Here is a 25,113-nt window from a genome sequence, read left to right on the forward strand (position 1 = left end):
ATGCAGGAAAAGATGTAGACGAAAGATTTCAAGTTGTGTCAGTTTCGTGACGCCTTCAAAAGAGGCGAGTGATAGGACGATCTCGCCCGCGGGATTCCTATCGACCCAAGACTGATGCATGTGCAAACAAGGAAGTACGTTTATGTCAAAAGCAAAAGACAAGGCTATCGTGTCGGCGGCGCAAGCCAGCACCGCTTACTCGCAGATCGATAGCTTCAGCCATCTGTATGACCGTGGCGGCAATCTCACGATCAATGGCAAACCCTCCTACACCGTTGACCAGGCGGCCACCCAGCTGCTGCGCGACGGCGCCGCGTACCGGGACTTTGACGGCAACGGCAAGATCGACCTGACCTACACCTTCCTGACCTCGGCGTCCTCGAGCACCATGAACAAACATGGCATCTCGGGCTTCAGCCAGTTCAACGCCCAGCAGAAAGCACAGGCCGCGCTGGCCATGCAATCCTGGTCGGACGTGGCCAACGTCACCTTCACCGAGAAAGCCACCGGCGGTGACGGCCACATGACATTCGGCAACTACAGCAGCGGCCAGGACGGCGCAGCAGCCTTCGCCTACCTGCCCGGCACCGGTGCAGGCTACGATGGCACCTCGTGGTACCTGACCAACAACAGCTACACGCCGAACAAGACCCCGGACCTGAACAACTACGGCCGGCAGACCCTGACCCACGAAATCGGCCACACCCTGGGCCTGGCTCACCCTGGCGACTACAACGCCGGCGAAGGCGCCCCAACCTACAACGACGCGACCTATGGACAGGACACGCGCGGCTACAGCCTCATGAGTTACTGGAGCGAGAGCAACACCCACCAGAACTTCAGTAAAGGCGGGGTCGAAGCCTACGCCTCCGGCCCGCTGATCGACGACATCGCCGCGATCCAGAAGCTCTACGGTGCCAACTACAACACCCGTGCCGGCGATACCACCTACGGGTTCAACTCCAACACCGGGCGCGATTTCCTCAGCGCCACGTCCAACGCCGACAAGCTGGTGTTCTCGGTCTGGGACGGTGGCGGCAATGACACCCTGGACTTCTCCGGCTTCACCCAGAACCAGAAGATCAACCTCAATGAGGCCTCGTTTTCCGACGTTGGCGGCCTGGTGGGCAACGTCTCCATCGCCAAAGGCGTGACCGTCGAGAACGCCTTCGGCGGTGCGGGCAACGACCTGATCATCGGCAACAACGCGGCCAACGTAATCAAGGGCGGGGCCGGCAACGACCTCATCTACGGTGGCGGCGGTGCGGACCAATTGTGGGGCGGCGCGGGCAACGACACATTTGTGTTCGGTGCCAGTTCCGACTCCAAGCCAGGGGCGGCGGACAAGATCTTTGACTTCACCTCGGGCTCCGACAAGATCGACCTCAGCGGCATCACCAAAGGGGCCGGCCTGACCTTCGTCAATGCCTTCACCGGGCATGCCGGCGATGCGGTGTTGAGCTACGCCGCAGGCACCAACCTGGGCACCCTGGCCGTCGACTTCTCCGGGCACGGCGTGGCGGATTTCCTCGTCACCACCGTAGGCCAGGCGGCGGCCAGCGACATCGTGGCATGATGCACCGGCGCGGCGCTCAAGCGCCGCGCCTCCAGGATGGAGCGTACAGATGCAGCGTTTTTACAATGTGATCGCCTGCGTGTTGCAGGTGATGTTCGTGTCGGCAGGAGCCCACGCAATGGCGAGCAGTCTTGTTTTACCCTCCAGCGCCCAACTGGCCGGGCATTGGCAGTTGCACCAGCAGGACCAGGTGTGTGCACTGGACCTGCTCGAGCAGGCCAATGCCCTGGGCGGCGATGTGGCCTGTGTGGCGCAATGGCTGGGGGACAAGCCCCTGACGTGGTCGCCGACCCCGGACGGTATCTGGCTATTCAATGCCGAAGGCAGCGGGATCACCCATTTGAATCGTCAGAAAGAAGGTGAGTACCAGGCATTGACGAAGTCCGGCACCTTGGTGGAGTTAAAACGAGTGCCTTAGTTATTGTTATAAGTCTATAACTCGATTTTATTAGTTGACGGCCTCTATAAGAGAGGGTGGGCAACTTATGCGCGTAATTTGGTTCAAGGAAGATCAGAACATATGGCCAAGCCCCATGCGGTTGCGCCCTTATTCAAGGCGCTGGGTGAATACAAGAGCATCTTGATCAGCATTGGCTGTTTCACGGCATTGATTAACCTGTTGATGCTGGTGCCGTCGATTTACATGCTGCAAGTGTACGACCGTGTGCTGTCCTCCCAGAATGAAACCACCCTCGTGATGTTGACACTGATGGTCGTCGGCTTCTTTGCCTTTATTGGCCTGCTCGAGGTCATCCGCAGTTTTATCGTGATCCGCATCGGCAGCCAGTTGGAGCGGCGTTTCAACTTGCGCGTGTACAAGGCCGCTTTCGAACGCAACCTGCAACGCGGCCAGGGGCATGCCGGGCAATCCCTGGGGGACTTGACCCATATCCGCCAATTCATCACCGGGCCGGCGCTGTTCGCATTCTTCGATGCACCGTGGTTTCCGATCTATCTTTTTGTGATTTTCCTCTTCAACGTCTGGCTCGGGGTGTTGGCCACCGCCGGCGCACTGCTGTTGATCGGCCTTGCGTGCCTCAACGAATACCTGACGAAGCAGCCATTGGGCGATGCCAGTGGTTTCTCCCAACAGTCGACGCAACTGGCCACCAGCCATTTGCACAACGCCGAAACCATTCAAGCCATGGGCATGCTTGGCGCGTTGCGCAAACGCTGGTTCGCCGTGCATTCGCAGTTCCTGGGTTTGCAGAACAAAGCCAGTGATACCGGCTCGGTGATCACCTCTCTGAGCAAGTCCTTGCGGCTGTGTCTGCAATCCCTGGTGCTGGGCTTGGGCGCACTGCTGGTGATCAAGGGCGATATGACGGCGGGGATGATGATCGCCGGCTCGATCCTGATGGGCCGCGTACTCAGCCCCATCGACCAGTTGATTGCGGTCTGGAAGCAATGGAGTTCGGCCAAGCTGGCCTATCAGCGGCTGGACGAATTGCTGCGTGAGTTCCCGCCGGAAGTGGAGCAGATGAAATTGCCCGCACCCAAAGGCCAGGTCAGCTTCGAACAGGTCAGCGCTGGCCCGCCCGGACGGCGCATGCCCACCCTGCATCAGGTCAGCTTCAACCTCGGCGCCGGCGAAGTGCTGGGCGTGCTCGGCGCCTCGGGCTCCGGCAAATCCACCCTGGCTCGCGTGCTGGTGGGCGTGTGGCCGACCTTGGCCGGCACCGTGCGCCTGGACGGTGCGGACATTCACCGCTGGGATCGCGACGACCTCGGCCCGCACATCGGCTATCTGCCCCAGGACATCGAACTGTTCAGCGGCAGCATCGCCGATAACATCGCGCGCTTTCGCGAGGCCGACCCCGAGCGGGTGGTGCAGGCGGCACAACAAGCCGGCGTGCATGAATTGATCCTGCGTCTGCCCCACGGTTATGACACGGTCCTGGGCGATAACGGTGGTGGCCTGTCCGGCGGCCAGAAACAACGCGTAGCCCTGGCGCGTGCGTTGTACGGCGGGCCGCGGTTGATCGTACTGGACGAGCCCAACTCCAACCTCGACACCGTCGGCGAGGCCGCGCTGGCCAGTGCCATTGTGCAGATGAAGGCCCAGGGCAGCAGTGTGGTGCTGGTGACCCATCGCTCTTCGGCCTTGGCCCAGGCCGACAAATTGCTGGTGCTCAACGAAGGGCGTTTGCAGGCATTCGGGCCGAGCCAGGACGTGCTGCGAGCGTTATCGGGCCAGCAGGAAGCACCGAAGGAAAAACCCGGTGTGAGTTTCAGCCGTCAGTATCAAGCCGGAAGGAATCCAGGCGCATGAGCAGTATCACTGTTGAACCACGTTTCAAAGAGCGCGACGCCCGGTTCTTTGCGCGTCTGGGCTGGCTGCTGACCGTGGTCGGTGCCGGTGGCTTTTTCCTCTGGGCCAGCCTGGCGCCCCTGGACCAGGGCATCCCGGTGCAGGGCACGGTGGTGGTGTCGGGCAAACGCAAGGCGGTGCAAACCTTCAGCCCCGGCGTGGTCAGTCGGATTCTGGTGAAGGAGGGGCAGTTGGTGAAGCAAGGCCAGCCGCTGTTCCGTCTCGACCAGACCCAGAATCAGGCCGACGTGCAGTCCCTGCAAGCCCAGTACCGCATGGCCTGGGCCAGCGTCGCGCGGTGGCAGAGTGAGCGCGACAACCAATCCGCTATCACCTTTCCCGCCGAGCTGAGCAGCAACCCCGATCCGGCATTGGCGTTGGTGCTCGAAGGCCAGCGCCAATTGTTCAGCAGCCGTCGCGAAGCGTTTGCCCGTGAACAGGCAGGCATCCGCGCGAATATCGAGGGCGCGACCGCGCAGCTCAACGGCATGCGCCGCGCCCGCAGCGACCTGACCGCCCAGGCCCAGTCCCTGCGTGACCAACTGAGCAACCTGCAACCCCTGGCCGACAACGGCTATATCCCGCGCAACCGGCTGATGGAGTACCAACGCCAGCTGTCCCAGGTGCAACAGGACCTGGCGCAGAACACCGGTGAGAGCGGTCGGGTGGAGCAGGGCATCCTTGAATCGCGCCTGAAACTGCAGCAGCACAGCGAGGAATATCAGAAGGACGTGCGCAGCCAGTTGGCCGACGCGCAATTGCGCAGCCTGACCCTGGAGCAGCAACTCACCTCGGCCGGCTTCGACTTGCAACACAGCGAGATCAACGCACCGGCCGACGGTATTGCGGTCAATCTCAGCGTGCACACCGAGGGCGCCGTGGTGCGTACCGGTGAAACCCTGCTGGAAATCGTGCCCCAGGGCACGCGCCTGGAAGTCGAAGGGCACTTGCCGGTGCACCTGGTGGACAAGGTCGGCACGCACCTGCCGGTCGATATTCTGTTCACCGCCTTCAACCAGAGCCGCACCCCGCGCGTGCCGGGGGAGGTCAGCCTGATTTCCGCCGACCAGATGCTCGATGAAAAAACCGGCGCGCCGTATTACGTGCTGCGCACCACCGTCAGCGAGGCGGCGCTGGAGAAACTCCACGGCCTGGTGATCAAGCCGGGCATGCCCGCCGAGATGTTCGTGCGCACCGGCGAGCGTTCGTTGCTCAATTACCTGTTCAAGCCGCTGCTCGACCGCGCCGGCTCCGCGTTGACCGAGGAATGAGCATGAAACCTGTGTTCATCGCCTTGCTGTTGACCTGCGCAAATGCCCAGGCGGCCATGGGCCCGTTCGATGTGTACGAGCAGGCCCTGCGCAACGATCCGGTGTTTCTCGGCGCGATCAAGGAGCGCGACGCCGGCCTGGAAAACCGCACCATCGGCCGCGCGGGCCTGCTGCCCAAGCTGTCGTACAACTACAACAAGGGCCGCAACAACTCCCAGGCCACCTTACCCGACGGGCGCGGCGGCAATTATCACGACGACCGCAACTACAACAGCTACGGCTCGACCTTCAGCCTGCAACAGCCGCTGTTCGACTATGAGGCGTACGCCAACTACCGCAAAGGCGTGGCCCAGGCGCTGTTTGCCGATGAAAGCTTTCGCGACAAGAGCCAGGCCCTGCTGGTGCGGGTGCTGAGCTACTACACCCAGGCGCTGTTTGCCCAGGACCAGATCGACATCGCCCGCGCCAAGAAGAAGGCCTTCGAGCAGCAATTCCAGCAAAACCGGCATCTGTTCCAGCAAGGCGAGGGCACCCGCACCGATATTCTCGAAGCCGAGTCGCGCTATGAGCTGGCCACCGCTGAAGAAATCGAGGCGCTGGACGAACAGGACGCCTCGTTAAGAGAACTGGGCGCGTTGATCGGTGTACAGAGCGTCAACATCCACGACCTGGCGCCGCTCAACCAGGATTTTGCCGCGTTCACCTTGACCCCGGCCAACTACGACACCTGGCATGAACTGGCGATCAGCAACAACCCCACGCTGGCGTCCCAGCGCCAGGCCCTGGAAGTGGCGCGTTATGAAGTGGAACGCAACCGCGCCGGGCATCTGCCCAAGGTCACTGCGTATGCCAGTTCGCGCCAGCAGGAGTCCGACAGCGGCAATACCTACAACCAACGCTACGACACCAACACCATCGGCGTGGAAGTGAGCGTGCCGCTGTATGCCGGTGGCGGTATCTCCGCGTCCACCCGCCAGGCCAGCCGTGCCATGGAGCAGGCCGAGTACGAACTGGAAGGCAAGACCCGCGAGACCCTGATCGAACTGCGTCGGCAGTTCAGTGCCTGCCTGTCCGGCGTGAGCAAACTGCGCGCGTATCAAAAGGCCCTGAGCTCGGCAGAAGCGCTGGTGGTGTCGACCCAGCAAAGCATCCTCGGTGGCGAGCGGGTCAACCTCGATGCGCTGAACGCCGAGCAACAGCTCTACAGCACGCGGCGCGACCTGGCCCAGGCGCGTTACGACTACCTGATGGCCTGGACCAAATTGCATTACTACGCCGGCAACCTGCGCGACACCGACCTGGCCAAGGTGGATGAGGCGTTCGGGCCAGCACCGCATTAATCGGCTTTCTCGACAATTCCAACAACAGAGAGGCAAGACCATGGGTGTGTTTGACTATAAAAACCTCGGGGCCGAGGGCTCCAAAGCGTTGTTCGCCGATGCCATGGCGATCACGCTGTACTCCTATCACAACCTGGATAACGGCTTTGCCGTGGGCTACCAGCACAACGGCCTGGGGCTCGGTTTACCGGCCACACTGGTCGGTGCTCTTTTGGGCAGCACGGATTCCCAGGGCGTGATTCCCGGCATTCCCTGGAACCCGGACTCGGAAAAAGCCGCCCTGGAAGCCGTGCAACAAGCCGGTTGGACGCCCATCAGCGCCAGCACCCTGGGCTATACCGGCAAGGTCGACGCCCGAGGCACCTTCTTTGGCGAAAAGGCCGGCTACACCACGGCCCAGGTCGAGGTGCTGGGCAAGTACGATGACGCCGGCAAGTTGCTGGAAGTCGGCATCGGTTTTCGCGGTACGTCGGGTCCTCGGGAAACGCTGGTCAGCGACTCCATTGGTGATCTGGTCAGCGATCTGCTCGCGGCCTTGGGCCCCAAGGATTACGCGAAGAACTATGCCGGCGAAGCCTTTGGCGGCCTGCTCAAGAACGTCGCCGACTACGCTAGCGCCCACGGCCTCAGCGGCCACGACGTAGTGGTCAGCGGCCACAGCCTGGGCGGCCTGGCGGTGAACAGCATGGCCGACCTGAGCAGCAATAAATGGGCAGGTTTCTACAAGGACGCCAACTACGTGGCCTACGCCTCGCCGACCCAGAGCGCCGGCGACAAGGTGCTCAATATCGGCTATGAAAACGACCCGGTATTCCGTGCGCTGGACGGCTCATCCTTCAATTGGTCGTCGTTGGGCGTGCATGACACCCCCCATGAATCGACCACCGACAATATCGTCAGCTTCAACGACCATTACGCTTCGACGCTATGGAATGTGCTGCCGTTTTCCATCACTAACCTGCCGACCTGGATCTCGCATTTGCCCACGGGATATGGCGATGGGATGACGCGCATCCTCGAGTCCGGGTTCTATGAGCAGATGAGCCGCGACTCGACAATTATCGTCGCCAACCTGTCCGACCCGGCCCGGGCTACTACCTGGGTACAAGACCTCAACCGCAATGCCGAGCCGCACAAGGGCGATACCTTCATCATTGGCAGCGACGGCAATGACCTGATCCAGGGCGGCGAGGGTGCGGACTTTATCGAGGGGGGCGAGGGCAATGACACGATCCGCGACAGCAGCGGGCATAACACCTTTTTGTTCAGCGGGCAGTTTGGCCAGGACCGGATTATCGGTTATCAAGCGACGGACAAGCTGGTGTTCACGGATGTGCAGGGCAGTACGGATTATCGCGATCACGCCAAAGTGGTAGGCGCGGATACGGTGATCAGTTTTGGCGGCGATTCGGTGACGTTGGTGGGGGTGGTTGGCTTGTCGGGGGAGGGGATTGTTATCGGTTAAAACGGTGGGAGGGGGCTTGCCCCCGATAGCGGTGGCTCAGTCAATAGAGATGTCGACTGGAATACAGCCATCGGGGGCAACCTCCACATTTGATCAGTGTTGGCCGCTGGAAATCAGTTTTCCTTGCGCACCGTCGCCACGTCGTCGGCTTTGACACGGATGCGCTTGCCGGCGATATCGGTGAACTCATAGAACCCGTCGGCAGTCTTGGTTTTTGGAGAGTCCTTGGTCAAATACTGCGTGCCATTTTGCAGCGTCACTACGGTTTGCGTCGCGCAACCGGCCAATACCAGAAAAGTGAGTGCAACCAGTGGCAGCCCCAAATTCTTCATCTTCATAACCCTTACCGTTAACCCTGAAAGTCCCGCGCCAAGGCTGCGGGCCATAAATTTTACGCCATTGACTCCCCATCTGATCACTTTTATACAAAAAGTTGCGTGCGCCATTTATCTATTACCGATTGCAACACCGTATGGGTAACGGCACTCTGTATGCATAACCAGTATTTGACCCGCGCGTGCCATGCCCAATCCTCTCGACGATCCGCTCTATTACCTGCATAACTTCCGCCAGGTCCTGCATTGGCTGGGGCAACGCTATGCCGATCTGCTCGACCCAGACGAACATCATTTTATTCAGCAATTCGACAGGTTGCCGCAAGCATCCCAGGCGCTGTTGGTGCGCATGGTGATGCGCAAGGGCGTGCATTTTCGTGCGGGCAAGCTGCAATACGTGGAAATCGGTTGCCCCCATGCCGCTGCCGCGCCCCTGCGGGAATTGGGTTGGGTGGACGACAACCACCTGCTGGCATTTGAAGCATTATTCGCCTTGTTGCAAAAAGGCGAGATCCTCAGCAACTTCACACCCTGGATCGACCAGCCCAAGGGCAAGAAGGCCGATTGGCTGGAAGGGTTGGTTGCGCAGTTCACCGACGCGCGCAGTTTCGCCGACTGGTGCCCGGACCTCGCCGACACGCTGTACAGCCTCACCGTGATGGAGTTGTGTGATCGCCTGCGCCTGATGTTCTTCGGCAACCTGCACCAGGACTGGTCCGAGTTCGTGCTCGCCGACCTGGGCATCTACACCTATGAAAAAGTCGAGTTCTGCGCCGAATCACGGGGGTTGCGCAGCCGCGCCGACGTGCACGGTTTTCTGTTCCTGCACCAATGCCAGCAGGCTTTTGAACGCGGTGAGGCGCTGGCGCAGGTGCTGGCTGAGGTCGCCACGCTGAACACCGATAACCCCTGGTTGGAAAAGCGCCGGGCCAAGCTGTTGTTCCAGCTCGGCCAATATTGCGAGCGCCGTGCCGAGTTGGACCTGGCGCAGCAGATCTACCGCACTTGCGCTTACCCTGGCGCCCGCGCGCGGCTGATTCGCGTGCTGGAGCGCCAGGAGGATTACGTCCAGGCGATGGCCCTGGCGAACGCCGCACGACAGGCACCGGAAAGCGCCGCCGAATGGCAGCATATAGGCCGGGTGTTGCCGCGCCTGCGCCGCAAACTGGGGGAGCCGGCGCTGCCCAAGGCCAAGCCCCGCGAGGTCATGCGCCTGGACTTGGCCCTTGCGTTGCCGGAGCCGTTAGTCTCGGTGGAGTACTGCGTGCAGGCCCACCTGAGCGAGCCCGATGCACCGGTGCACTACGTGGAAAACGGCCTGATCAATTCGTTGTTCGGGCTATTGTGCTGGGAGGCGATCTTCGCACCGCTGCCCGGCTCGTTCTTCCACCCGTTCCAGCGCGGGCCGGCAGACCTGCACAGCGAAGACTTCCACGCGCGCCGTGCCCCCCTGTTTGACGCGTGTTTCGCGCAACTGCAGGACGAGCGCTACAAGACCACCATTCGTCAACGCTACCTCGATAAGTGGGGGATCCAGTCGCCCTTTGTGTTCTGGAACCTGCTCAATGAAGACCTGCTGGAACAAGCCCTGGCCTGCCTGCCGGCCGAACACCTGCGCTACTGGTTCGAACGGCTGCTGCTGGATATCCGCGCCAACCGCGCCGGCATGCCGGACCTGATCCAGTTCTGGCCGGCGCAAAAAACCTACCGCATGATCGAGGTCAAGGGCCCTGGCGACCGCCTGCAAGACAACCAGCTGCGTTGGCTGGAGTTCTGCGGCGAATACCAGATGCCCGTCACCGTCTGCTACGTACGCTGGGCGGAGCAACCGGCTTGAGCTACAGCGTGGCGGTGCGGGCGCTGTGTGAGTTCACCGCCAAGGTGGGCGACCTGGACCTGCGCTTTACCCCGTCGCCCAGCGCCCAGGAAGGCATTGCCGGCCATCGCACCGTGGCCTCGCGACGCAGCGCGCACTACCAGAACGAAGTGGCTCTCGAAGGCGACTACCAGCAGCTCAAGGTGCGGGGCAGGGCAGACGGCTATGACCCGGACACCAACCGCCTGGAAGAGGTGAAGACCTATCGCGGCGACCTTGGTGCCCAGCCCGCCAACCACCGGCAACTGCATTGGGCGCAGGCCAAGGTGTACGGCTGGTTGATGTGCCAGAAGCTTGGCCTCACGGATATTGACGTGGCGCTGGTGTATTTCGATATCGTCGGCGAAGGCGAGACCCTGCTCAATCAACGTTTCCAGGCGGCCGAGTTGCAAGCGTTCTTTAACCAGCAATGTGCACTGTTTCTCGGCTGGGCCCGCCAGGAAATGCAGCACCGCGAAGCGCGCAACGCTGCGGCGCAGACCTTGAGTTTCCCCCATGCCGACTTTCGTCGCGGCCAACGCACTTTGGCCGAGTCGGTGTACAAGGCCGTCAGCACCGGGCGTTGCCTGATGGCGCAGGCCCCCACGGGGATCGGCAAGACCATCGGCACGATTTTCCCGCTGCTCAAGGCCTTGGCGCCCCAGCAACTGGATAAGGTGCTGTTCCTGACCGCCAAGACCCCAGGCCGCAAATTGGCGCTCGATGCCGCGCATGTGCTGCAGATGCAGACCAGCAGCCCCGACCTGCCGTTGCGCGTGCTCGAGCTGGTCGCGCGGGACAAGGCCTGCGAACACCTGGACAAAGCCTGCCACGGTGATTCCTGCCCCTTGGCCAAGGGCTTCTACGACCGCTTGCCCGCCGCGCGCATGGCTGCCTCCCAGGTGCGCCTGCTCAACCAGCGCAACCTGCGCGACGTGGCCCTGGCCCATGATGTGTGTCCCTATTACCTGAGCCAGGAGATGGCACGCTGGGCCGACCTGGTGGTCGCCGACTACAACTATTATTTCGACTTCGGCGCCATGTTGTTCGGCCTGGCCCAACTCAACCAGTGGCGCGCGGCGGTGCTGGTGGATGAGGCCCACAACCTGGTGGAACGTGCCCGTTCGATGTACAGCGCCAGCCTCGACCAGTACGGCCTCAAGACCCTGCGCGACAGCGCTCCCGACGTCTTGAAGAAACCTTTGCAGCGCCTGAACCGTGAATGGAACGCCCTGCACAAGGACCAGCTCGCGCCCTACCAGGCCTATGCCGACCGTCCGGAAAAACTCTTGCAGGCCCTGAGCCTGTGTATCCGCGCCATGGGCGACTACTTCAACGATCATCCCGAGTCATTGACGGGCGACCTGCAAGCCTTCTACTTCGAGGCATTGCACTTCGCCAAGGTCGCCGAGCTGTTCAACGAACACTTCATCTTCGATATCAGCAAGCGCCAGTTCAGTGGCAAGCGCAGCAGTTCGACCCTGTGCCTGCGCAATGTGGTGCCCGCCGAATTCATTCGCCCGCGTTTGACCGCAGCACGCAGCAGCGTGCTGTTTTCCGCGACACTGAGCCCACGCCATTACTACGCCGACCTGCTGGGCCTGTCGGCGAACACGGCATGGATCGATGTGGAGTCGCCGTTCAAGGCTGAGCAATTGCGGGTGCGCATCGTCGACGAAATCTCCACCCGGTTTGTGCATCGGGATACGTCGCTGGCCCCCATCGTCGACCTGATCGCCCATCAGTTTGCGCAACAACCGGGCAACTACCTGGCGTTTTTTTCCAGTTTTGATTACCTGCAACAAGTGGCGCAACGGTTGGCTGAGCGCCATCCGCAGATTGCGCTGTGGCAACAGTCGCGAGGCATGGCCGAGGCCGAACGCCAGGCGTTTCTCGAACAGTTCACCGAACATAGCCAGGGCATCGGCTTTGCCGTGCTCGGCGGTGCGTTCGGCGAAGGCATTGACTTGCCCGGCGCGCGCCTGATCGGCGCGTTTATCGCCACCCTGGGCTTACCGCAATTGAACCCGGTCAACGAGCAGATGAAGGCGCGCATGGGCGCACTCTTCGGCGCCGGTTACGACTACACCTACCTGTATCCTGGCATCCAGAAAGCGGTGCAGGCTGCAGGCCGGGTGATCCGCAGCCAGCAGGACAGGGGCGTGGTGATGTTGATCGACGACCGTTTCGGCGAATCGCGGGTGCGCCCGTTGTTGCCGCGCTGGTGGGCAGTTGATTGAGTTACCCCCATCGATCTCGCAGGCCAGGCAAAACCTTCAGAAAGGCCAAGTCAATGAACCCGCTGATCCCGCAAAAGATCCTTGTAAAGGAAGGGTATTGAGCTGTGCCTGCGCTCCCCGGCACTGAACGGTCAGATCACTTCCAGGTAAGAGCTGTGGATCGCACGCGCCAACTCGCGCACGGTGTCGATGAACTCCGTGAGACGGCTATGCAGGCCATCTTCGAGAATCTCATCAATCCCGGTGTACCTCAGCCGCGCTTCGAATTCCGCCGCCAAGCGCTGTGCCGTGCGCCCATAACTGCCAGGCAGGTCGGCGAGGATATGGCTCAACTCTTCGATACAGGCATGCAACGAACGCGGCACATCGCTGCGTAGCAACAGCAGTTCGGACACCGACCGCGCGTTCAGCGCATTCGGGTACAACTCGGTATACGCCTCGAACGACGACAACGCACGGAGCAGGGCGCTCCACTGGTAATACCCGCGTGCCGACAGGTCGCTGACTTCCTCCGACTCTTCGCCGAACATCTCGTAGCGCGCGTCCAGCAGGCGCAAGGTGTTGTCCGCGCGCTCGACAAAGGTACCAAGGCGAATGAACCGATAGGCGTCATTGCGCATGATGGTGCCCGAGGTCGCGCCGCGGAACAGGTGTGAACGCTGCTTGACCCAGTCACAGAAGTGGCTGATGCCATGCCGCCCCAGGCCACCGGCGGCGATGCTGCGCATTTCCAGCCAGGTGGCGTTAAGGTTTTCCCACATGTCGGCAGTGATGCGTCCGCGTACCGCATGGGCATTGCCCCGCGCGGCGCGCAGGCAGTTGTAGATGCTGGCGGGGTTTTCTTCGTCGAGGGCGAAGAAGTGCAGCATGCGCTCGGCATCCAGGGTTTGGTGGCGTTCCAGGTAACTGTCCAGGGTGCCGCTGCTGAGCAGCGACATGGCCAGTTCATCCAGGCCATCGCTACGCCCGGCCTGGGGCATCAGCGACAGCGAATAACTGACTTCGAGCATGCGCGCCAGGTTCTCGGCGCGTTCCAGGTAACGGGACATCCAATACAGATCTGCGGCGGTTCTACTCAACATACTCAGCCCTCCACCACCCAGGTGTCCTTGGTTCCGCCGCCTTGCGACGAGTTGACGATCAACGAGCCTTCACGCAATGCCACCCGCGTCAGGCCTCCGGGCACCAGGCGGGTTTCCTTGCCCGAGAGCACAAAGGGCCGCAGGTCGATATGCCGAGGGGCGATGCCGTTTTCGACAAAGGTGGGGCAGGTGGAAAGGCTCAGGGTCGGTTGGGCGATATACGCATGGGGGCGCGCCTTGATGCGTTGGCGGAAGTCTTCGATCTCGGCAGCCGTGGCCGCCGGGCCGACCAGCATGCCGTAGCCGCCGGAGCCCTGGGTTTCCTTGACCACCAGCTCGGCCAGGTTGGCCAGCACGTGGGACAGCTCATCCGGTTTGCGGCACTGGAAGGTCGGCACGTTTTGCAGGATCGGCTCTTCATCCAGGTAAAACTTGATCATCGCCGGCACATAGGGATAGATCGATTTGTCGTCCGCGACACCGGTGCCGATGGCGTTGGCCAGTACCACATTGCCGGCGCAGTAGGCGGCGACCAGCCCGGGCACGCCGAGCATCGATTCAGGGTTGAATGCCTGCGGGTCGAGGAAGGCGTCGTCGATACGCCGGTAGATCACGTCCACGGCCTTGGGCCCGTCGGTGGTGCGCATGAACACCTTGAGGTCGTGCACGAACAGGTCGGCGCCTTCTACCAGCTCCACGCCCATTTCCCGCGCCAGGAACGCATGTTCGAAGAACGCGCTGTTAAAGCGTCCAGGTGTCAGCACCACCACATTCGGGTTGTCCAGGCGGCTGGCGCTTTTCAGGGTCTTGAGCAGCAGGTTGGGGTAGTGGTCCACCGGCGCGATGCGCTGCTTGGCGAACACTTCGGGGAACAGGCGCATCATCATCTTGCGGTCTTCGAGCATGTAGCTCACGCCGCTGGGGGTGCGCAGGTTGTCTTCGAGCACGTAGTAGGTGCCGTCGCCGTCGCGTACCAGGTCCACACCGGAGATATGCGAATAAATGTCGCGGTGCAGGTCCAGACCGACCATCGCCTTTTGATAACCCTCGTTGCCCAGCACTTGGTCCGCCGGAATGATCCCGGCCTTGATGATGCGCTGGTCGTGGTAGATGTCGGCGAGGAACATGTTCAGCGCATTGACCCGCTGGATACAGCCGCGTTCGATCACGCTCCATTCAACGGCGGGGATGCTGCGGGGGATGATGTCGAAGGGGATCAGGCGCTCGGTGTCCTGCTCGTCGCCATAGAGGGTGAAGGTGATCCCGGCGCGGTGGAAGAGCAAATCGGCTTCGCGACGACGCTGGGCCAGCAGTTCCGGCGGCGTGTTGGCCAGCCAGCGGGAGAAATCCTGATAGTGCGCACGGCACACGCCGTTTGCATCATTCATTTCATCAAAGAAAGATCGAGCCATTCCAGTACCTTGTCAGTGCCGAGGGTTGCCTTGGGTGGCACTGCCGCTTTAAAAAACGCATTTTTTTATGAGCCCGTGGCTGATGGTGCCATCGGGCCTGGTCCTTACTTTCTTATGGGGTCGGCTCTGGGTCGGGGGGTAACGAATGTTCCTGTATTCGGGCAGATGAATGGATAAAGCAATGCGTGTGCCGGAATGGGCATACAGCACTGGATTTCCCCTGGCGGAGACCGGGCCTGTTGCGGTGAGCGGGCTTGCCCCGCGTTGGAGTGCGAAGCGCTCCCAGGATTTTTGCGGCCGCTGCGCAGCCCAACGCGGAGCAAGCCCGCTCGCCACGGCAAGCCCCTCACCATAAAGGCGCGGTTTGCGCACCATAGTGGTGCATCAACAAACTTGAACTTCGCCCCAGCCCGAATCTTCTAACAGGTCTCAGTCCAGCACGGAGCACGGATGTGCCCAGAATCATTTCACCCGACACCCCGCAAGCGAACCTGACCGATCACAGCGAACACAACGCCAAGATCTTCGGCTCGCCCAAGGACCGTCTGGACTTCTACCGTCGCGAAATCCAGTACGAAACCTCGATCCTCGCCAACCGCACCGATGCCTACCTCACGGCGCAGTCGTTCCTGGTGATTGCCTTTGTGTCCGGCATGGGCAACCTCAACCCGGAGTGGGGGAAGTTGTTCACCCTGGTGGTGCCGGCGTTCCTGGCGCTGCTTGGCATCCTCAGTTCCCTGAATGCCTGGCCAGGTATTCGGGCCGCCTACGAAATCATCGATCACTGGCATTACAAGCAGAGCGAACTGCTGCGCAGCGAACCGCTGATGGGCATGGCCTACGATGAGTCGCCGCTGTTTTCCGAAATGGAGTCGTCCCATAAGGGCTATCGCAAGTCGCTGCTGTTCTCCATGCGCGTGCCGTGGTTGTTCATGGTGTTCTGGGTGATGCTGGGCGCCTATGCGTTTTATATCCAGGTGGATAACCCGGGCTCTTAAGCAATTGGAACTTCAGCGACCGGCGCGGGACCTTACCTTTACGCAGTCCGCGTTTTTCAAGCGAGGTGACCCATGAGCACAGACAAAGACCCCCAGACCAGCAACCGTAACGACCCGGCCATCGACGGCGGCGAACCGGCCCCAGGCACGGCGGCCGATGCGCCCAAAGACCCGAAACCCGCCGCCGACCCCAAGGCCAAGGAAAACGACTACAGTCCAGACTTCAAGCCTGAGCGCGAGCCCAAGCCTGAAACCGATGCCGATATCGACACCCAAGGTGGTTAGAGGAGACGGTCATGTCCAAAGAACTGGAAGAAGAACTCAACGATCCGGGCAATGAAGACCCGGGTTCACTGATGGATGATGCGGAAGTGCCGCTCAACGATCTGGACGACGCAGCGGATGTGGGCAATACAGAAAAGCCCGATTAATCCCAACCATCCGTAGATACCGTCTTATCCAAGAGGTATCTACGGCGATTGATACCCGCGCCTACAAAACGTCAGGACTGATCTCTCGCCTGAGCACGTCGTTCATACCACGCCAGCATCGGCTGGGTACTCAGGCCATGAACGACGATGCTCAAGGCGATCACCGACAGGGTCAGGTTCACCGCGACCGCGCTGCTGGTGCCGATAAGGCCATGGTTGAGCGCGTAGAACAGATAGTAGATGCTGCCGATCCCGCGAATCCCGAACCAGCCCATCAACCCGCGCTGCCGGCGATTGATCAGGCCGCCCCAGGGCATCGCGAAGACACTGATTGGTCGAATCACGCAGAACAGCAATGCCGCCAGCGGCAACGCCCGCCAATCCCAATGGCTGACGAGCACGATCCCCAGCAACGTCACCAGGAACACTTCCATCGAGCGCTCCACCAGGCTGCCGAACGAGAGCATGTCGCCCATCATCACCCCTGCGGCGATCTGGGTGTCCGCCAGCTCGCTCACATCCCCCTGCAGCGCGCGCTCCGGCTCCACTTCCAGATGGCCCACCACCGGCAGCGCCAAATGCTCTGACGGAGTGCGCGAGTTGCCGGTTGACCTGAACTCTGCCTGACGCAAGCCGAGCCCGGCGGCGAACACCGACAGAAAGCCGTAGCCACCCAGCGCTTCGGCAACCACGTAGGCCAGGGCGATCAGGGCCAGGGTCAGGTAGTCATTGGGGGAGAGCGTGCTGTCACTGTTGGTGATACGCAGCCACAGCGTCGCGCGGCCAATGCCCCGGCCCATCCAGTACCCGATCAACAGCCCGGCCGGCACTGCCCACAGCAGGCTCTTCAACGCCCAGCCGCCCAGCCAGTCACCGTCAAAGCCGCCGTGCTGCATGAAGACCAGGGCAAAAATCACGAAGGGAAAGGCCGTGCCATCGTTTAACCCGGCTTCCCCGGACAGACCGAAGCGCAGCGCATCGTAGTCCTGTGCATTGTTGACCTGGACCAGGCCCGCCAGCACCGGATCGGTCGGCGCCAGAATGGCACCCACCAGCAGCGACACCCCCCACGACAGTTCAAACATGTAATGCAACGCCAGGCAGCTGCCGAGGATGGTCAACAGCATGACCGGGCCGGCCATGCCGAACGCGATGCGCCAGGTGCGATGGCCCAGGGGCAGGCGCAATTTGAGCCCGCTGACGAACAATGAAAACAGCACCGCGACTTCCGTGAGGTGCTCCATCCAGCGGGCAGACTGCTTGATGTCCAGGTGCAGCAGGTCCACGCCGAGGGGGCCAATGCCCACGCCCAGCAACAGGCACACCGCTGAGGTGGTCACCGGCATCCAGCGCAGGTAAGAAGAGGTGAGGGCAAGGGTCAGCAGCACGGCGCCGAGGACGGCCATCCATAGAATAAAAGTCATCGAGCAGTATCCAGGGCCGTGGTCTATTCACGTTCGAGGATCCTGGCCGGCTGCTGGTTCAATGTGATTGCGTCGGTTTGAGCGGGCCCAGTTCTACAGCGAAGATGCGCGCTCCAGCAGCAGCCGTTCCAGGGTGGCGGCGGGCAACGGTCGGCTGAACAGGTAGCCCTGGATCTGATCGCAGCCGGCTTCCTTGAGGAACGCCAATTGCGCCTGGGTTTCCACGCCTTCGGCCACCACCCGCAGGCTCAGGCTGTGGGCCAGTTCGATGATGGTGCGGGTGATCGCGGCGTCCTGGGGGTTGCTGGTGACCTCACGGATAAACGCAATGTCGATCTTCAGCGTGTCGATGGGGAAGCGTCGCAGGTAGGCCAGGCTCGAGTAGCCGGTGCCGAAGTCATCAATGGAGATCTTCACGCCCATGGCACGCAGGCGTTGCAGGCTGGCGATGGTGTGTTGGGTATTCTCCATCAGCGAGCCTTCGGTCAGTTCTACTTCCAGCCAATGGGGTTCGACGCCGGTCTCATTGAGGATGCGCGCAATATCGGCAATCAGGTCGCCCTCGATGAGTTGATGGCCGGAGACGTTCACCGACACCTCAACGGCGCCGATCGCGCTGCGCTGCCATGTCGCAATCTGCTGGCACACGCTGCGGATCACCCAACGTCCCACCTCGACGATCAAGCCCAGGCTTTCCAGGACGGGGACGAACACCGCTGGCGACACCGCGCCGTATCCCGGGCGTTCCCAGCGCAGCAAGGCCTCCAGGGCGCAGATCCGCCCGTCGGCCAAAGCGACCTTTGGCTGGTAATGCAGGGTGAATGCCTCGTGCTCCACGGCCTGGCGCAGGGCGTTTTCCAGGTCCTGGCGAGCGAGGTCGTGCACGTTCATGCGCGTGCTGTCGCCGGCATGTTGGCGTAGCTGCTGCTCAAGCAACTGGCTATGGCGCTTGAGTTGATCACCGTGGCTCTTGAGCCGCAGCAGGTTGCGCACGCGCAGCCACAGCTCGACCCGTTCCACCGGCTTGCTGATGAATTCCTCTGCGCCGGTTTCCAGGCCACTGACCCGTGCACTCGACTCACTGAGTGCCGACAGCATGATGATCGGAATGCTCGCCGTGGCTGCGTCGCCCTTGAGCTGGCTGGCGACTTCGTAGCCGTCCATGCCCGGCATCATGATGTCCAGCAGGATCAGGTCAGGCGGCTGTTTGGCCACCAGTTGCAAGGCTTCTTCGCCGCTGCTGGCACTCAGGGTCTGGTAGCCCTCGTGTTGCAACAGGGTTTCCAGCAGCTTGCGAACCTGGGGTTCGTCATCAACGATCAACAGCGTTGCGGGTTGGCTGGCCATGGAGAGGACTCATCTGAGGGGCGAGGTGGTAGTGGGTTGCAACAACGTGTCGATCACCTGGTAAAGCTCTTTGTAGCGCAACGGCTTGCTGATGTAGGCATCGCAACCGGCCAACCGGGTTTTTTCACGGTCTTCCTTCATGGCCATTGCGGTCAGCGCAATCACCGGGATATGGGCGGTGTGCGGGTCCTGCTTGAGCAGCGCGGTAGCGGCCAGGCCGTCCATGCCCGGCAGTTGGATGTCCATCAGGATCAACGCCGGTTGGGCTTCGCGGGCCAGGGTCAGGCCACTCTCGGCGTCGGCGGCCCACACCACCGTGTGGCCGGCGTTGACCAGCAGCAGCCGGGCCAGGCGCATATTGGCCTCGTTGTCTTCGACGATCAGGATATGGGCCATTCAGCCTCCGTGCCTCGGTGGAGTGGCAGCCACACCACAAACCGAGCGCCCAGGCCTTCACGGCTGGCTACCGCAACACTGCCGCCATGCAGGTCGGTGAGTTGCTTGACCATCGCCAAGCCCAGGCCAGTGCCTTCGAATTTGCGCGCCAGGCTGCTGTCGATCTGGCTGAAGGCCCTGAACAGCTTGCCCATGTCGTCCTCGGCGATACCGATGCCGGTGTCGCTGACGCTCAATTCGAGGAACTGCTGGTGGGCGCTGGGTTGCAGGGAAAACCCGTGCATCGGCCAATCGCCGGGCACCTGCCCGACCTGTTCGCGGGCCACCTGGCGCACCGCCAGGGTCACGGAACTGCCGTGCTCGCTGAATTTCACCGCATTGGCCAGCAGGTTGTAGATGATCTGCTTGGTCTTGCGCAGGTCCAACGCCAACGTGCCGAAGTCGTCCTGGCTTTCAAGCTTCAACTGAATGCGTTGCAGGGCGGCTTTTTCGCGCACGATCAACAGGCTGTTGGCGAGCAACCCCGCCAGTTCCACGGACTCCAGCTCCAGGTCCATCATCCCGGCCTCGACCTTGGACAGGTCGAGAATGTCGTTGATCAGTGACAGCAGGTGCTGGCCGCTGGTGAAGATATCGCCGATGTACTCCCGTTGGATCTCGCTCATGTCGCCCACCAGCCCGTCCTTCAACGCCTCGGAAAAACCGATCACCGCATTCAGCGGCGTGCGCAATTCGTGGGACATGGTGGCGAGGAATTCGGACTTCATATGGCTGGCATGTTCCAGCTCCAGGTTCTTTTCCTCCAGCGCGCGCTCAAAGCCTTTGCGTTCGGCTTCTTCCTGCTTGCGTGCGGTGTTGTCGGTGCCGATCAACAGGTAGCCGATGATGGTGTCATGGCGGTTGCGCAGCGCCGTCACCGACACCATGGCCGACAGGCGGCTACCGTCCTTGCGGATATAGGTCAGCTCGTAAATATCCTCGATGCCACGGGAGGCCTTGAACACCAGCGCTTCGAAGCCCGGCGTGATCGGCGTGTCCAGCTCCAGGCTGAGGGCGGCGGCGCGGGTGATCAGTTCGGCGGGGTCGGAGATGTCGGCGGGGGTGATGCGGTTGAGTACATCGTCGGCGGCATACCCGAGCATGCGTTCTGCGCCGACATTGAAGATCTGGATCACGCCTTTTTCATCGGTGGCGATGCTGGAGAAGTAGGCGCTGTTGAAGATTGCGTCTTGCAGGGCACCGGTTTTCAGCAGGGTCTTCTGGCGTTTGAATTCGACGATTTTTTCGGCCCGCGATTGGGCTTCGGGCGGGGATACAGTAGCGGGTTTGTCCATGGCGGTGTTTTCCAGGCGGATCAAGCCCGGCCGTGTCGACGACAGGGCCGCAGAGCATGCTCACAGAAAATCGCGTGGACGCGATGAGGAGGAGATGAGGTCCCCGGACAATAGCAGATACCGCCCGTCGCGCGGTATGAATACACTCAAACGAACGTACGCCGGCACAGGGCGGCGGGCCGCCCTGTTAGCGTGCGGCGCGGCTTAGAGCGTCACACTGCTGGTGACCTGGGTGCTGTCATCCGGGTCGATGACGCTGTGGAATCCCAAGGCATGGTTCAACTCGCGCAACGGCGCATTGGTTGCCGCGTCGACCGTGTACATGCGTTTGAAGCCATTGGCGCGCGCCGCCGTCATCAGGTGTTGCATCAAAATGCGCCCCAGGCCCAGGTGTTGCCACGCATCGGCTACGGTGACCGCGCATTCGCATGCATCCACCGTGGCCGCGGCATAGCGGGCCACGCCGATCTCGATGAGTTGGCCGTTGTCGTGCACCAGGGCGATAAAGGCCATGCGGTGCTGGTTATCGACATCCATCAATTGATCCATCAGCGTCTTGCCAGGCTCGTTGATTTCGCCCAGGAAGCGCGCGTGCCGCGATTCACGGGACAGGCCCTTGATGAAATTGTATTCCCGTTCACGGTCGTCGGCGCCGAGGGGGCGCACCAGTACATGGCGGCCATTGTCGAGTTGATCGAGCCAGTGCGGTTTCGGCAGTGCTGCGTAGGCGAGGGCGGCCTGCTGGTTACGTGCTTCGAGGGTAGGCATGGTGTGGGCTCCTGGCGGTCAGTCGAAGCGTTCGGGCGAGACCACCCAAACGCTGCATGGCATCTTGTACAGCAGCGATTCGGTGGTACTGCCCAGCAGTCGCGACAAGCCGCGATGACCGACGCGGCCCATGACGATCACATCAATGTTGTAGGCATCGGCGTAGCTGGCCAGGACCTTGGCCGGGCTGCCCAGGATCATATGGCGTTGCTCCGGCGGGATGCCGTTGCGCGCGGCCAGGTCATTGAACGCCTGGCCCTGCTCGGCGAACAGCAGTTTGGCCGCCTCTGAAGAGAAGAAGCCGGCGCCACTGCCAAATCCATACTCCTGGGTACTGAGGTCAGACAGATCGTGTGCGTAGACCACTTCCACCTCAGCATCACACGCGGTGGCGAGTTTGGTCGCTTCGTGCAGGATGCGGTCGTTGAGGCCTTCATAGCGGCCATCGCGATGAAACGGGTCGACCGCGGCCACGATCCTGCGCGGTAACCCATGCTGTACCCGGCTGACAAAGTGCAGCGGTACCGGGCATTCGCGCAGCAGGTGCACATCCAGCGAGGTGAACATCAGGCGCGACAGCAGCGATTCATGTTCGAGCGCCTTGATCACCAAGGCCATCGGCTCTTCCTTGAGCCGAATCAGCAGTTCCTTGAGCGGGTTTTCAACCCAGGCGACTTCGGTGGTGACCGTCAGCCCGAGGTGACGCAACGGCCTGGCCTGGTCTTCCAGCCACTGGTGGTGGCGCTCCACATAGCCCAGGCGCATTTGCTCCAGGGCCTGCTCGTTGACCAGACCGGCAGTGGCCAGGCCTTCCAGGTAGTCGAAGGCGAGGATATGCAGCGCGGCGCCTTCGGCCTTGGCCAGGGCGGCGGCGCGTTCGAGTGCCGGACTGTGCTCCATCAGTGGCGAAACCAACAACAGGTAACGTGCTTGAGCAGACATGGTGAACTCCCTTGTGAACCCGTGGCGGTGAAGGGCATCGGGCAGCGGTGCCTTGGTCGATCATGCCCCGGGGGGCAGGGGCGCCATTGATCTGCATCAAGACGCCTGGCCGCCGGACAGGGCAGGCGACGTTCGGTCATGTGCATCGGCAAAGGGTTGACCATGATCAACGTTCAGCGCGCCGTCGCGGCGCAGTCTGGTCCCACCCCACACGCCCAGCAGGAGGTCACACCATGGCAACCATGAGAGCCGCTGTCTTCGTTGAAAAAAACCGCATCGTCCTCGAGGACAAACCGATCCCCGAGGTCGGCCCGCTGGACGCCCTGGTGCGGATCACCACCACGACTATCTGCGGCACCGACGTGCATATCCTGCGCGGTGAGTACCCGGTGGCCAAAGGGCTGACGGTGGGCCATGAGCCGGTGGGCGTCATCGAGCGGCTGGGCTCCCAGGTGCGCGGCTTCGTCGAAGGGCAACGGGTGATCGCCGGCGCAATCACGCCCAGCGGGCAGAGCTATGCATGCCTGTGCGGCTGCGGCGCCCAGGACGGTCCCGACACCCGCCACGGTTTCCGTGCCGCCGGCGGCTGGAAATTCGGCAACACCCTCGACGGCTGCCAGGCCGAATACGTCCTGGTGCCCGATGCGCTGGCCAACCTGTGCCCGATCCCCGATGGCCTGAGTGATGAACAGGTGCTGATGTGCCCGGACATCATGTCCACCGGCTTTTCCGGCGCCGAGCGCGGTGAGGTCAACATTGGCGACACGGTGGCGGTGTTTGCCCTCGGGCCGATCGGCTTGTGCGCGGTAGCTGGGGCACGGCTAAAAGGTGCGTCGATGATCATTGGCGTCGACGGCGTCAGCGAACGCATGGGCGTCGCCCGCGGCCTGGGCGCGACCCATATCGTCGACTTCAAGAAAGGCAACGTGGTCGAGCAGATCATGGCCCTGACCGACGGCCGCGGGGTGGATGTGGCGATTGAGGCGTTGGGCACCCAAGGCACGTTCGAATCGGCCTTGCGCGTGCTGCGTCCCGGTGGCCGCTTGTCCAGCCTCGGGGTGTACTCCAGCGACCTGCGCATCCCCTATGACGCGTTTGGCGCAGGCCTGGGCGATTACAGCATCGTCTCGACCCTGTGCCCCGGCGGCAAGGAACGCATGCGTCGCTTGATGGCGGTGGTCGCCAGCGGCGGGGTGGACCTGTCGCCGCTGGTGACCCACCGCTTCAAGCTCGACGACATCGAGGCGGCCTATGAACTGTTTGCCCATCAGCGCGACGGCGTCATGAAAGTCGCGATTACCCCGTGAAGGCAGCGCCGGCATTGGGCCGGGCCGGCAGGTACGGATGACCGTTTCCCTCGGAATCGCCGGAGCCGCCGCCGCGCTGGGGATCGGCATGCTGGTGGGGCTTGAGCGCGAGCGCAGCAAGGGGCAGGGTGAACGTCGTGCCTTTGCCGGTCTGCGCACCTACTCAATCACCGCGTTACTGGGCTATGTCTCGCAGCAAGTCGGCGGCGCGCTGCTGCTCGGGTTGGTCGCGGTTTGCCTGGCGGTGATCGCCAGTACCGCGTATTGGAAGAGCCAGGACGAAGACCCGGGAATCACCAGCGAAGTTGCGTTGCTCACGGTGCTGGTGCTGGGCGCCCTGTGCGGAGCCAGTCCCGAGCTGGCCACGGCAATCGGCGTGGTCATGGTTGGTCTGTTGGCCTATCGCGACAAGCTGCACAACTTTGCCCGCAGCCAATTGACCGAAGCAGAAATGCGCGACGGCGTGCTGCTGCTGATTGTGGCGCTGGTGGTCTTGCCGCTGGCGCCGGATCGCTTCATCGGCCCCTATGGCGGGGTGAACCTGCGCACCATCTGCACCTTGACCGTGCTGTTGATGGCGGTAGGGGCGGTGGGGCATGTGGCGGTACGTATGCTGGGGCCTCGCTATGGTTACGCCATCGGCGCCGTGGCCTCGGGGTTCGCCTCCAGTACGGTGACCATTGCCGTCATGGGCCATCTTGTCGCCAAGGAACCGAAGCATCTGCGCACGCTCGCAGCGGCGGCGATTTTCTCGAATATCGCCACGGTGGCCCAGGCCGCACTGATCCTCGGTACCGTGGAGCCGGCGCTGCTGTCGCAGATGATGTGGCCATTGCTCGCCGGGTTTGCCACCACTGCGATGTATGGTGGATGCCTCATGCTCCGCGTGGCGCCGGCCGGCCAGGCCATCCGGGTAGGAGGCGCGTTCGACCTCAAGCTGGCGCTGATCATGGCGCTGACCCTGACCGGCATCACGTTCCTATCGTCCGTGATGCTTTATCACTTTGGCCAGGTGGGGGTGATGGTGACCGCCACCCTGAGCGGTTTCGCCGACGCTCACGCCACCACCGCATCGATTGCTGCCTTGGTCACCAGCGGCCAGCTCGCGCTCCACGCCGCACCGATCCCGGTGTTGCTGGCGATCAGTTGCAACTCGCTGAGCAAGTGCGTGGTGGCCTGGGTCAGCGGTGGCCGTCGATTTGCGGCCTATGTGATCGCCGGGCAGGTGTTGCTGACCGCCGCGATGTGGTTGGGCGCACTGGTCAGTTGATCGCCACCC

22 protein-coding genes are annotated in these 25,113 nt (G+C 62.0%); 13 read left to right on the forward strand and 9 right to left on the reverse strand.

Translation table 11 applies throughout. The annotated features are described in order from the left end of the window. Positions 1-142 precede the first annotated feature (142 nt). The 6 genes from HCF10_RS09385 (at position 143) to HCF10_RS09410 (ending at position 7,963) form a co-directional block, all read left to right on the forward strand. On the forward strand, positions 143-1,576 hold the full coding sequence (locus HCF10_RS09385; protein WP_167655343.1) for a serralysin family metalloprotease: 1,434 nt from the start codon (positions 143-145) through the stop codon (positions 1,574-1,576). A 49-nt stretch (positions 1,577-1,625) separates the two neighbouring features. Next, positions 1,626-1,994, forward strand: a complete 369-nt coding sequence (locus HCF10_RS09390) for an AprI/Inh family metalloprotease inhibitor (RefSeq protein WP_167655344.1) — start codon at positions 1,626-1,628, stop codon at positions 1,992-1,994. Between the two features lie 102 nt (positions 1,995-2,096). Next, positions 2,097-3,848 (forward strand): type I secretion system permease/ATPase, encoded by a 1,752-nt coding sequence (locus tag HCF10_RS09395; protein WP_167655345.1) that lies wholly within the window; start codon positions 2,097-2,099, stop codon positions 3,846-3,848. Further along, positions 3,845-5,158: an HlyD family type I secretion periplasmic adaptor subunit gene (locus HCF10_RS09400; protein WP_131696377.1), complete on the forward strand. Its 1,314-nt coding sequence runs from the start codon at positions 3,845-3,847 to the stop codon at positions 5,156-5,158. Before HCF10_RS09395 ends, HCF10_RS09400 begins: the two co-directional genes overlap by 4 nt. Before the next feature lie 2 nt (positions 5,159-5,160). Next, on the forward strand, positions 5,161-6,498 hold the full coding sequence (locus HCF10_RS09405) for a TolC family outer membrane protein (RefSeq protein ID WP_167655346.1): 1,338 nt from the start codon (positions 5,161-5,163) through the stop codon (positions 6,496-6,498). Positions 6,499-6,538: 40 nt separating this feature from the next. After that, positions 6,539-7,963, forward strand: coding sequence for a polyurethane esterase (locus HCF10_RS09410; RefSeq protein ID WP_167655347.1), 1,425 nt, complete (start codon positions 6,539-6,541; stop codon positions 7,961-7,963). Positions 7,964-8,076: 113 nt separating this feature from the next. Here HCF10_RS09410 and HCF10_RS09415 read toward each other — a convergent pair whose 3' ends face one another. Continuing rightward, complete coding sequence (locus HCF10_RS09415) at positions 8,077-8,301, reverse strand: YgdI/YgdR family lipoprotein (RefSeq protein ID WP_167655348.1); 225 nt, start codon at positions 8,299-8,301, stop codon at positions 8,077-8,079. A gap of 184 nt (positions 8,302-8,485) precedes the next feature. Here HCF10_RS09415 and HCF10_RS09420 point away from each other — a divergent pair, with 184 nt between their 5' ends. Together HCF10_RS09420 and HCF10_RS09425 are read left to right on the forward strand one after the other, a co-directional pair. Then, positions 8,486-10,135 (forward strand): VRR-NUC domain-containing protein, encoded by a 1,650-nt coding sequence (locus tag HCF10_RS09420; RefSeq protein ID WP_167655349.1) that lies wholly within the window; start codon positions 8,486-8,488, stop codon positions 10,133-10,135. Then, positions 10,132-12,393: an ATP-dependent DNA helicase gene (locus tag HCF10_RS09425; protein ID WP_167655350.1), complete on the forward strand. Its 2,262-nt coding sequence runs from the start codon at positions 10,132-10,134 to the stop codon at positions 12,391-12,393. The genes HCF10_RS09420 and HCF10_RS09425 overlap by 4 nt, the downstream gene beginning before the upstream one ends. A gap of 131 nt (positions 12,394-12,524) precedes the next feature. Here the strand turns inward: HCF10_RS09425 and HCF10_RS09430 are convergent, their stop codons facing one another. Continuing rightward, the gene (locus tag HCF10_RS09430; protein ID WP_167655351.1) at positions 12,525-13,475 is read right to left on the reverse strand and encodes an alpha-E domain-containing protein; all 951 of its coding nucleotides are present in this window, start codon (positions 13,473-13,475) and stop codon (positions 12,525-12,527) included. 2 nt (positions 13,476-13,477) lie between these two features. Next, the gene (locus HCF10_RS09435; RefSeq protein ID WP_131696370.1) at positions 13,478-14,887 is read right to left on the reverse strand and encodes a circularly permuted type 2 ATP-grasp protein; all 1,410 of its coding nucleotides are present in this window, start codon (positions 14,885-14,887) and stop codon (positions 13,478-13,480) included. Positions 14,888-15,339: 452 nt separating this feature from the next. Between HCF10_RS09435 and HCF10_RS09440 the strand changes: the two genes are divergently transcribed. The 3 genes from HCF10_RS09440 to HCF10_RS31690 all read left to right on the forward strand — a co-directional run bounded on the left by HCF10_RS09440 (position 15,340) and on the right by HCF10_RS31690 (position 16,316). Continuing rightward, positions 15,340-15,885: a hypothetical protein gene (locus HCF10_RS09440; RefSeq protein ID WP_145338119.1), complete on the forward strand. Its 546-nt coding sequence runs from the start codon at positions 15,340-15,342 to the stop codon at positions 15,883-15,885. 72 nt (positions 15,886-15,957) lie between these two features. Beyond that, positions 15,958-16,170, forward strand: a complete 213-nt coding sequence (locus tag HCF10_RS09445; RefSeq protein WP_092358066.1) for a hypothetical protein — start codon at positions 15,958-15,960, stop codon at positions 16,168-16,170. Between the two features lie 11 nt (positions 16,171-16,181). Continuing rightward, a complete protein-coding gene (locus tag HCF10_RS31690) occupies positions 16,182-16,316 on the forward strand; it encodes a hypothetical protein (RefSeq protein ID WP_256221203.1) in 135 nt (44 codons plus the stop codon). A 71-nt stretch (positions 16,317-16,387) separates the two neighbouring features. Here HCF10_RS31690 and HCF10_RS09450 read toward each other — a convergent pair whose 3' ends face one another. The 6 genes from HCF10_RS09450 to HCF10_RS09475 all read right to left on the reverse strand — a co-directional run bounded on the left by HCF10_RS09450 (position 16,388) and on the right by HCF10_RS09475 (position 22,527). Then, positions 16,388-17,740 carry a cation:proton antiporter gene (locus HCF10_RS09450; protein WP_167655352.1) on the reverse strand — a complete coding sequence of 451 codons (1,353 nt, stop codon included), beginning with the start codon at positions 17,738-17,740 and terminating at the stop codon, positions 16,388-16,390. Between the two features lie 93 nt (positions 17,741-17,833). Next, entirely contained in the window at positions 17,834-19,087 is a 1,254-nt protein-coding gene (locus tag HCF10_RS09455; protein ID WP_167655353.1) for an EAL domain-containing response regulator, read from the reverse strand. A 9-nt stretch (positions 19,088-19,096) separates the two neighbouring features. Further along, positions 19,097-19,483 (reverse strand): response regulator, encoded by a 387-nt coding sequence (locus tag HCF10_RS09460; RefSeq protein WP_131696366.1) that lies wholly within the window; start codon positions 19,481-19,483, stop codon positions 19,097-19,099. Next, complete coding sequence (locus HCF10_RS09465) at positions 19,468-20,817, reverse strand: sensor histidine kinase (RefSeq protein WP_167655354.1); 1,350 nt, start codon at positions 20,815-20,817, stop codon at positions 19,468-19,470. The genes HCF10_RS09460 and HCF10_RS09465 overlap by 16 nt, the downstream gene beginning before the upstream one ends. Before the next feature lie 204 nt (positions 20,818-21,021). Continuing rightward, on the reverse strand, positions 21,022-21,585 hold the full coding sequence (locus HCF10_RS09470) for a GNAT family N-acetyltransferase (protein ID WP_167655355.1): 564 nt from the start codon (positions 21,583-21,585) through the stop codon (positions 21,022-21,024). 18 nt (positions 21,586-21,603) lie between these two features. Next, entirely contained in the window at positions 21,604-22,527 is a 924-nt protein-coding gene (locus tag HCF10_RS09475; RefSeq protein WP_131696363.1) for a universal stress protein, read from the reverse strand. A 233-nt stretch (positions 22,528-22,760) separates the two neighbouring features. Between HCF10_RS09475 and HCF10_RS09480 the strand changes: the two genes are divergently transcribed. Then, positions 22,761-23,834, forward strand: coding sequence for an NAD(P)-dependent alcohol dehydrogenase (locus tag HCF10_RS09480; protein WP_167655356.1), 1,074 nt, complete (start codon positions 22,761-22,763; stop codon positions 23,832-23,834). A 37-nt stretch (positions 23,835-23,871) separates the two neighbouring features. Further along, entirely contained in the window at positions 23,872-25,104 is a 1,233-nt protein-coding gene (locus HCF10_RS09485) for an MgtC/SapB family protein (protein WP_167655357.1), read from the forward strand. Positions 25,105-25,113 lie beyond the last annotated feature (9 nt).

It is taken from the genome of Pseudomonas sp. B14(2022), assembly GCF_012030485.1.
Taxonomy (GTDB): domain Bacteria; phylum Pseudomonadota; class Gammaproteobacteria; order Pseudomonadales; family Pseudomonadaceae; genus Aquipseudomonas.

Bases quoted from the DNA above. Each gene is read 5' to 3' on its own strand.
- HCF10_RS09385 (WP_167655343.1), top strand. From the start codon at position 143: ATGTCAAAAGCAAAAGACAAGGCTATCGTGTCGGCGGCGCAAGCCAGC.
- HCF10_RS09390 (WP_167655344.1), top strand. From the start codon at position 1,626: ATGCAGCGTTTTTACAATGTGATCGCCTGCGTGTTGCAGGTGATGTTC.
- HCF10_RS09395 (WP_167655345.1), top strand. From the start codon at position 2,097: ATGGCCAAGCCCCATGCGGTTGCGCCCTTATTCAAGGCGCTGGGTGAA.
- HCF10_RS09400 (WP_131696377.1), top strand. From the start codon at position 3,845: ATGAGCAGTATCACTGTTGAACCACGTTTCAAAGAGCGCGACGCCCGG.
- HCF10_RS09405 (WP_167655346.1), top strand. From the start codon at position 5,161: ATGAAACCTGTGTTCATCGCCTTGCTGTTGACCTGCGCAAATGCCCAG.
- HCF10_RS09410 (WP_167655347.1), top strand. From the start codon at position 6,539: ATGGGTGTGTTTGACTATAAAAACCTCGGGGCCGAGGGCTCCAAAGCG.
- HCF10_RS09415 (WP_167655348.1), bottom strand. From the start codon at position 8,301: ATGAAGATGAAGAATTTGGGGCTGCCACTGGTTGCACTCACTTTTCTG.
- HCF10_RS09420 (WP_167655349.1), top strand. From the start codon at position 8,486: ATGCCCAATCCTCTCGACGATCCGCTCTATTACCTGCATAACTTCCGC.
- HCF10_RS09430 (WP_167655351.1), bottom strand. From the start codon at position 13,475: ATGTTGAGTAGAACCGCCGCAGATCTGTATTGGATGTCCCGTTACCTG.
- HCF10_RS09435 (WP_131696370.1), bottom strand. From the start codon at position 14,887: ATGGCTCGATCTTTCTTTGATGAAATGAATGATGCAAACGGCGTGTGC.
- HCF10_RS09445 (WP_092358066.1), top strand. From the start codon at position 15,958: ATGAGCACAGACAAAGACCCCCAGACCAGCAACCGTAACGACCCGGCC.
- HCF10_RS31690 (WP_256221203.1), top strand. From the start codon at position 16,182: ATGTCCAAAGAACTGGAAGAAGAACTCAACGATCCGGGCAATGAAGAC.
- HCF10_RS09450 (WP_167655352.1), bottom strand. From the start codon at position 17,740: ATGACTTTTATTCTATGGATGGCCGTCCTCGGCGCCGTGCTGCTGACC.
- HCF10_RS09455 (WP_167655353.1), bottom strand. From the start codon at position 19,087: ATGGCCAGCCAACCCGCAACGCTGTTGATCGTTGATGACGAACCCCAG.
- HCF10_RS09460 (WP_131696366.1), bottom strand. From the start codon at position 19,483: ATGGCCCATATCCTGATCGTCGAAGACAACGAGGCCAATATGCGCCTG.
- HCF10_RS09465 (WP_167655354.1), bottom strand. From the start codon at position 20,817: ATGGACAAACCCGCTACTGTATCCCCGCCCGAAGCCCAATCGCGGGCC.
- HCF10_RS09470 (WP_167655355.1), bottom strand. From the start codon at position 21,585: ATGCCTACCCTCGAAGCACGTAACCAGCAGGCCGCCCTCGCCTACGCA.
- HCF10_RS09475 (WP_131696363.1), bottom strand. From the start codon at position 22,527: ATGTCTGCTCAAGCACGTTACCTGTTGTTGGTTTCGCCACTGATGGAG.
- HCF10_RS09480 (WP_167655356.1), top strand. From the start codon at position 22,761: ATGGCAACCATGAGAGCCGCTGTCTTCGTTGAAAAAAACCGCATCGTC.
- HCF10_RS09485 (WP_167655357.1), top strand. From the start codon at position 23,872: ATGACCGTTTCCCTCGGAATCGCCGGAGCCGCCGCCGCGCTGGGGATC.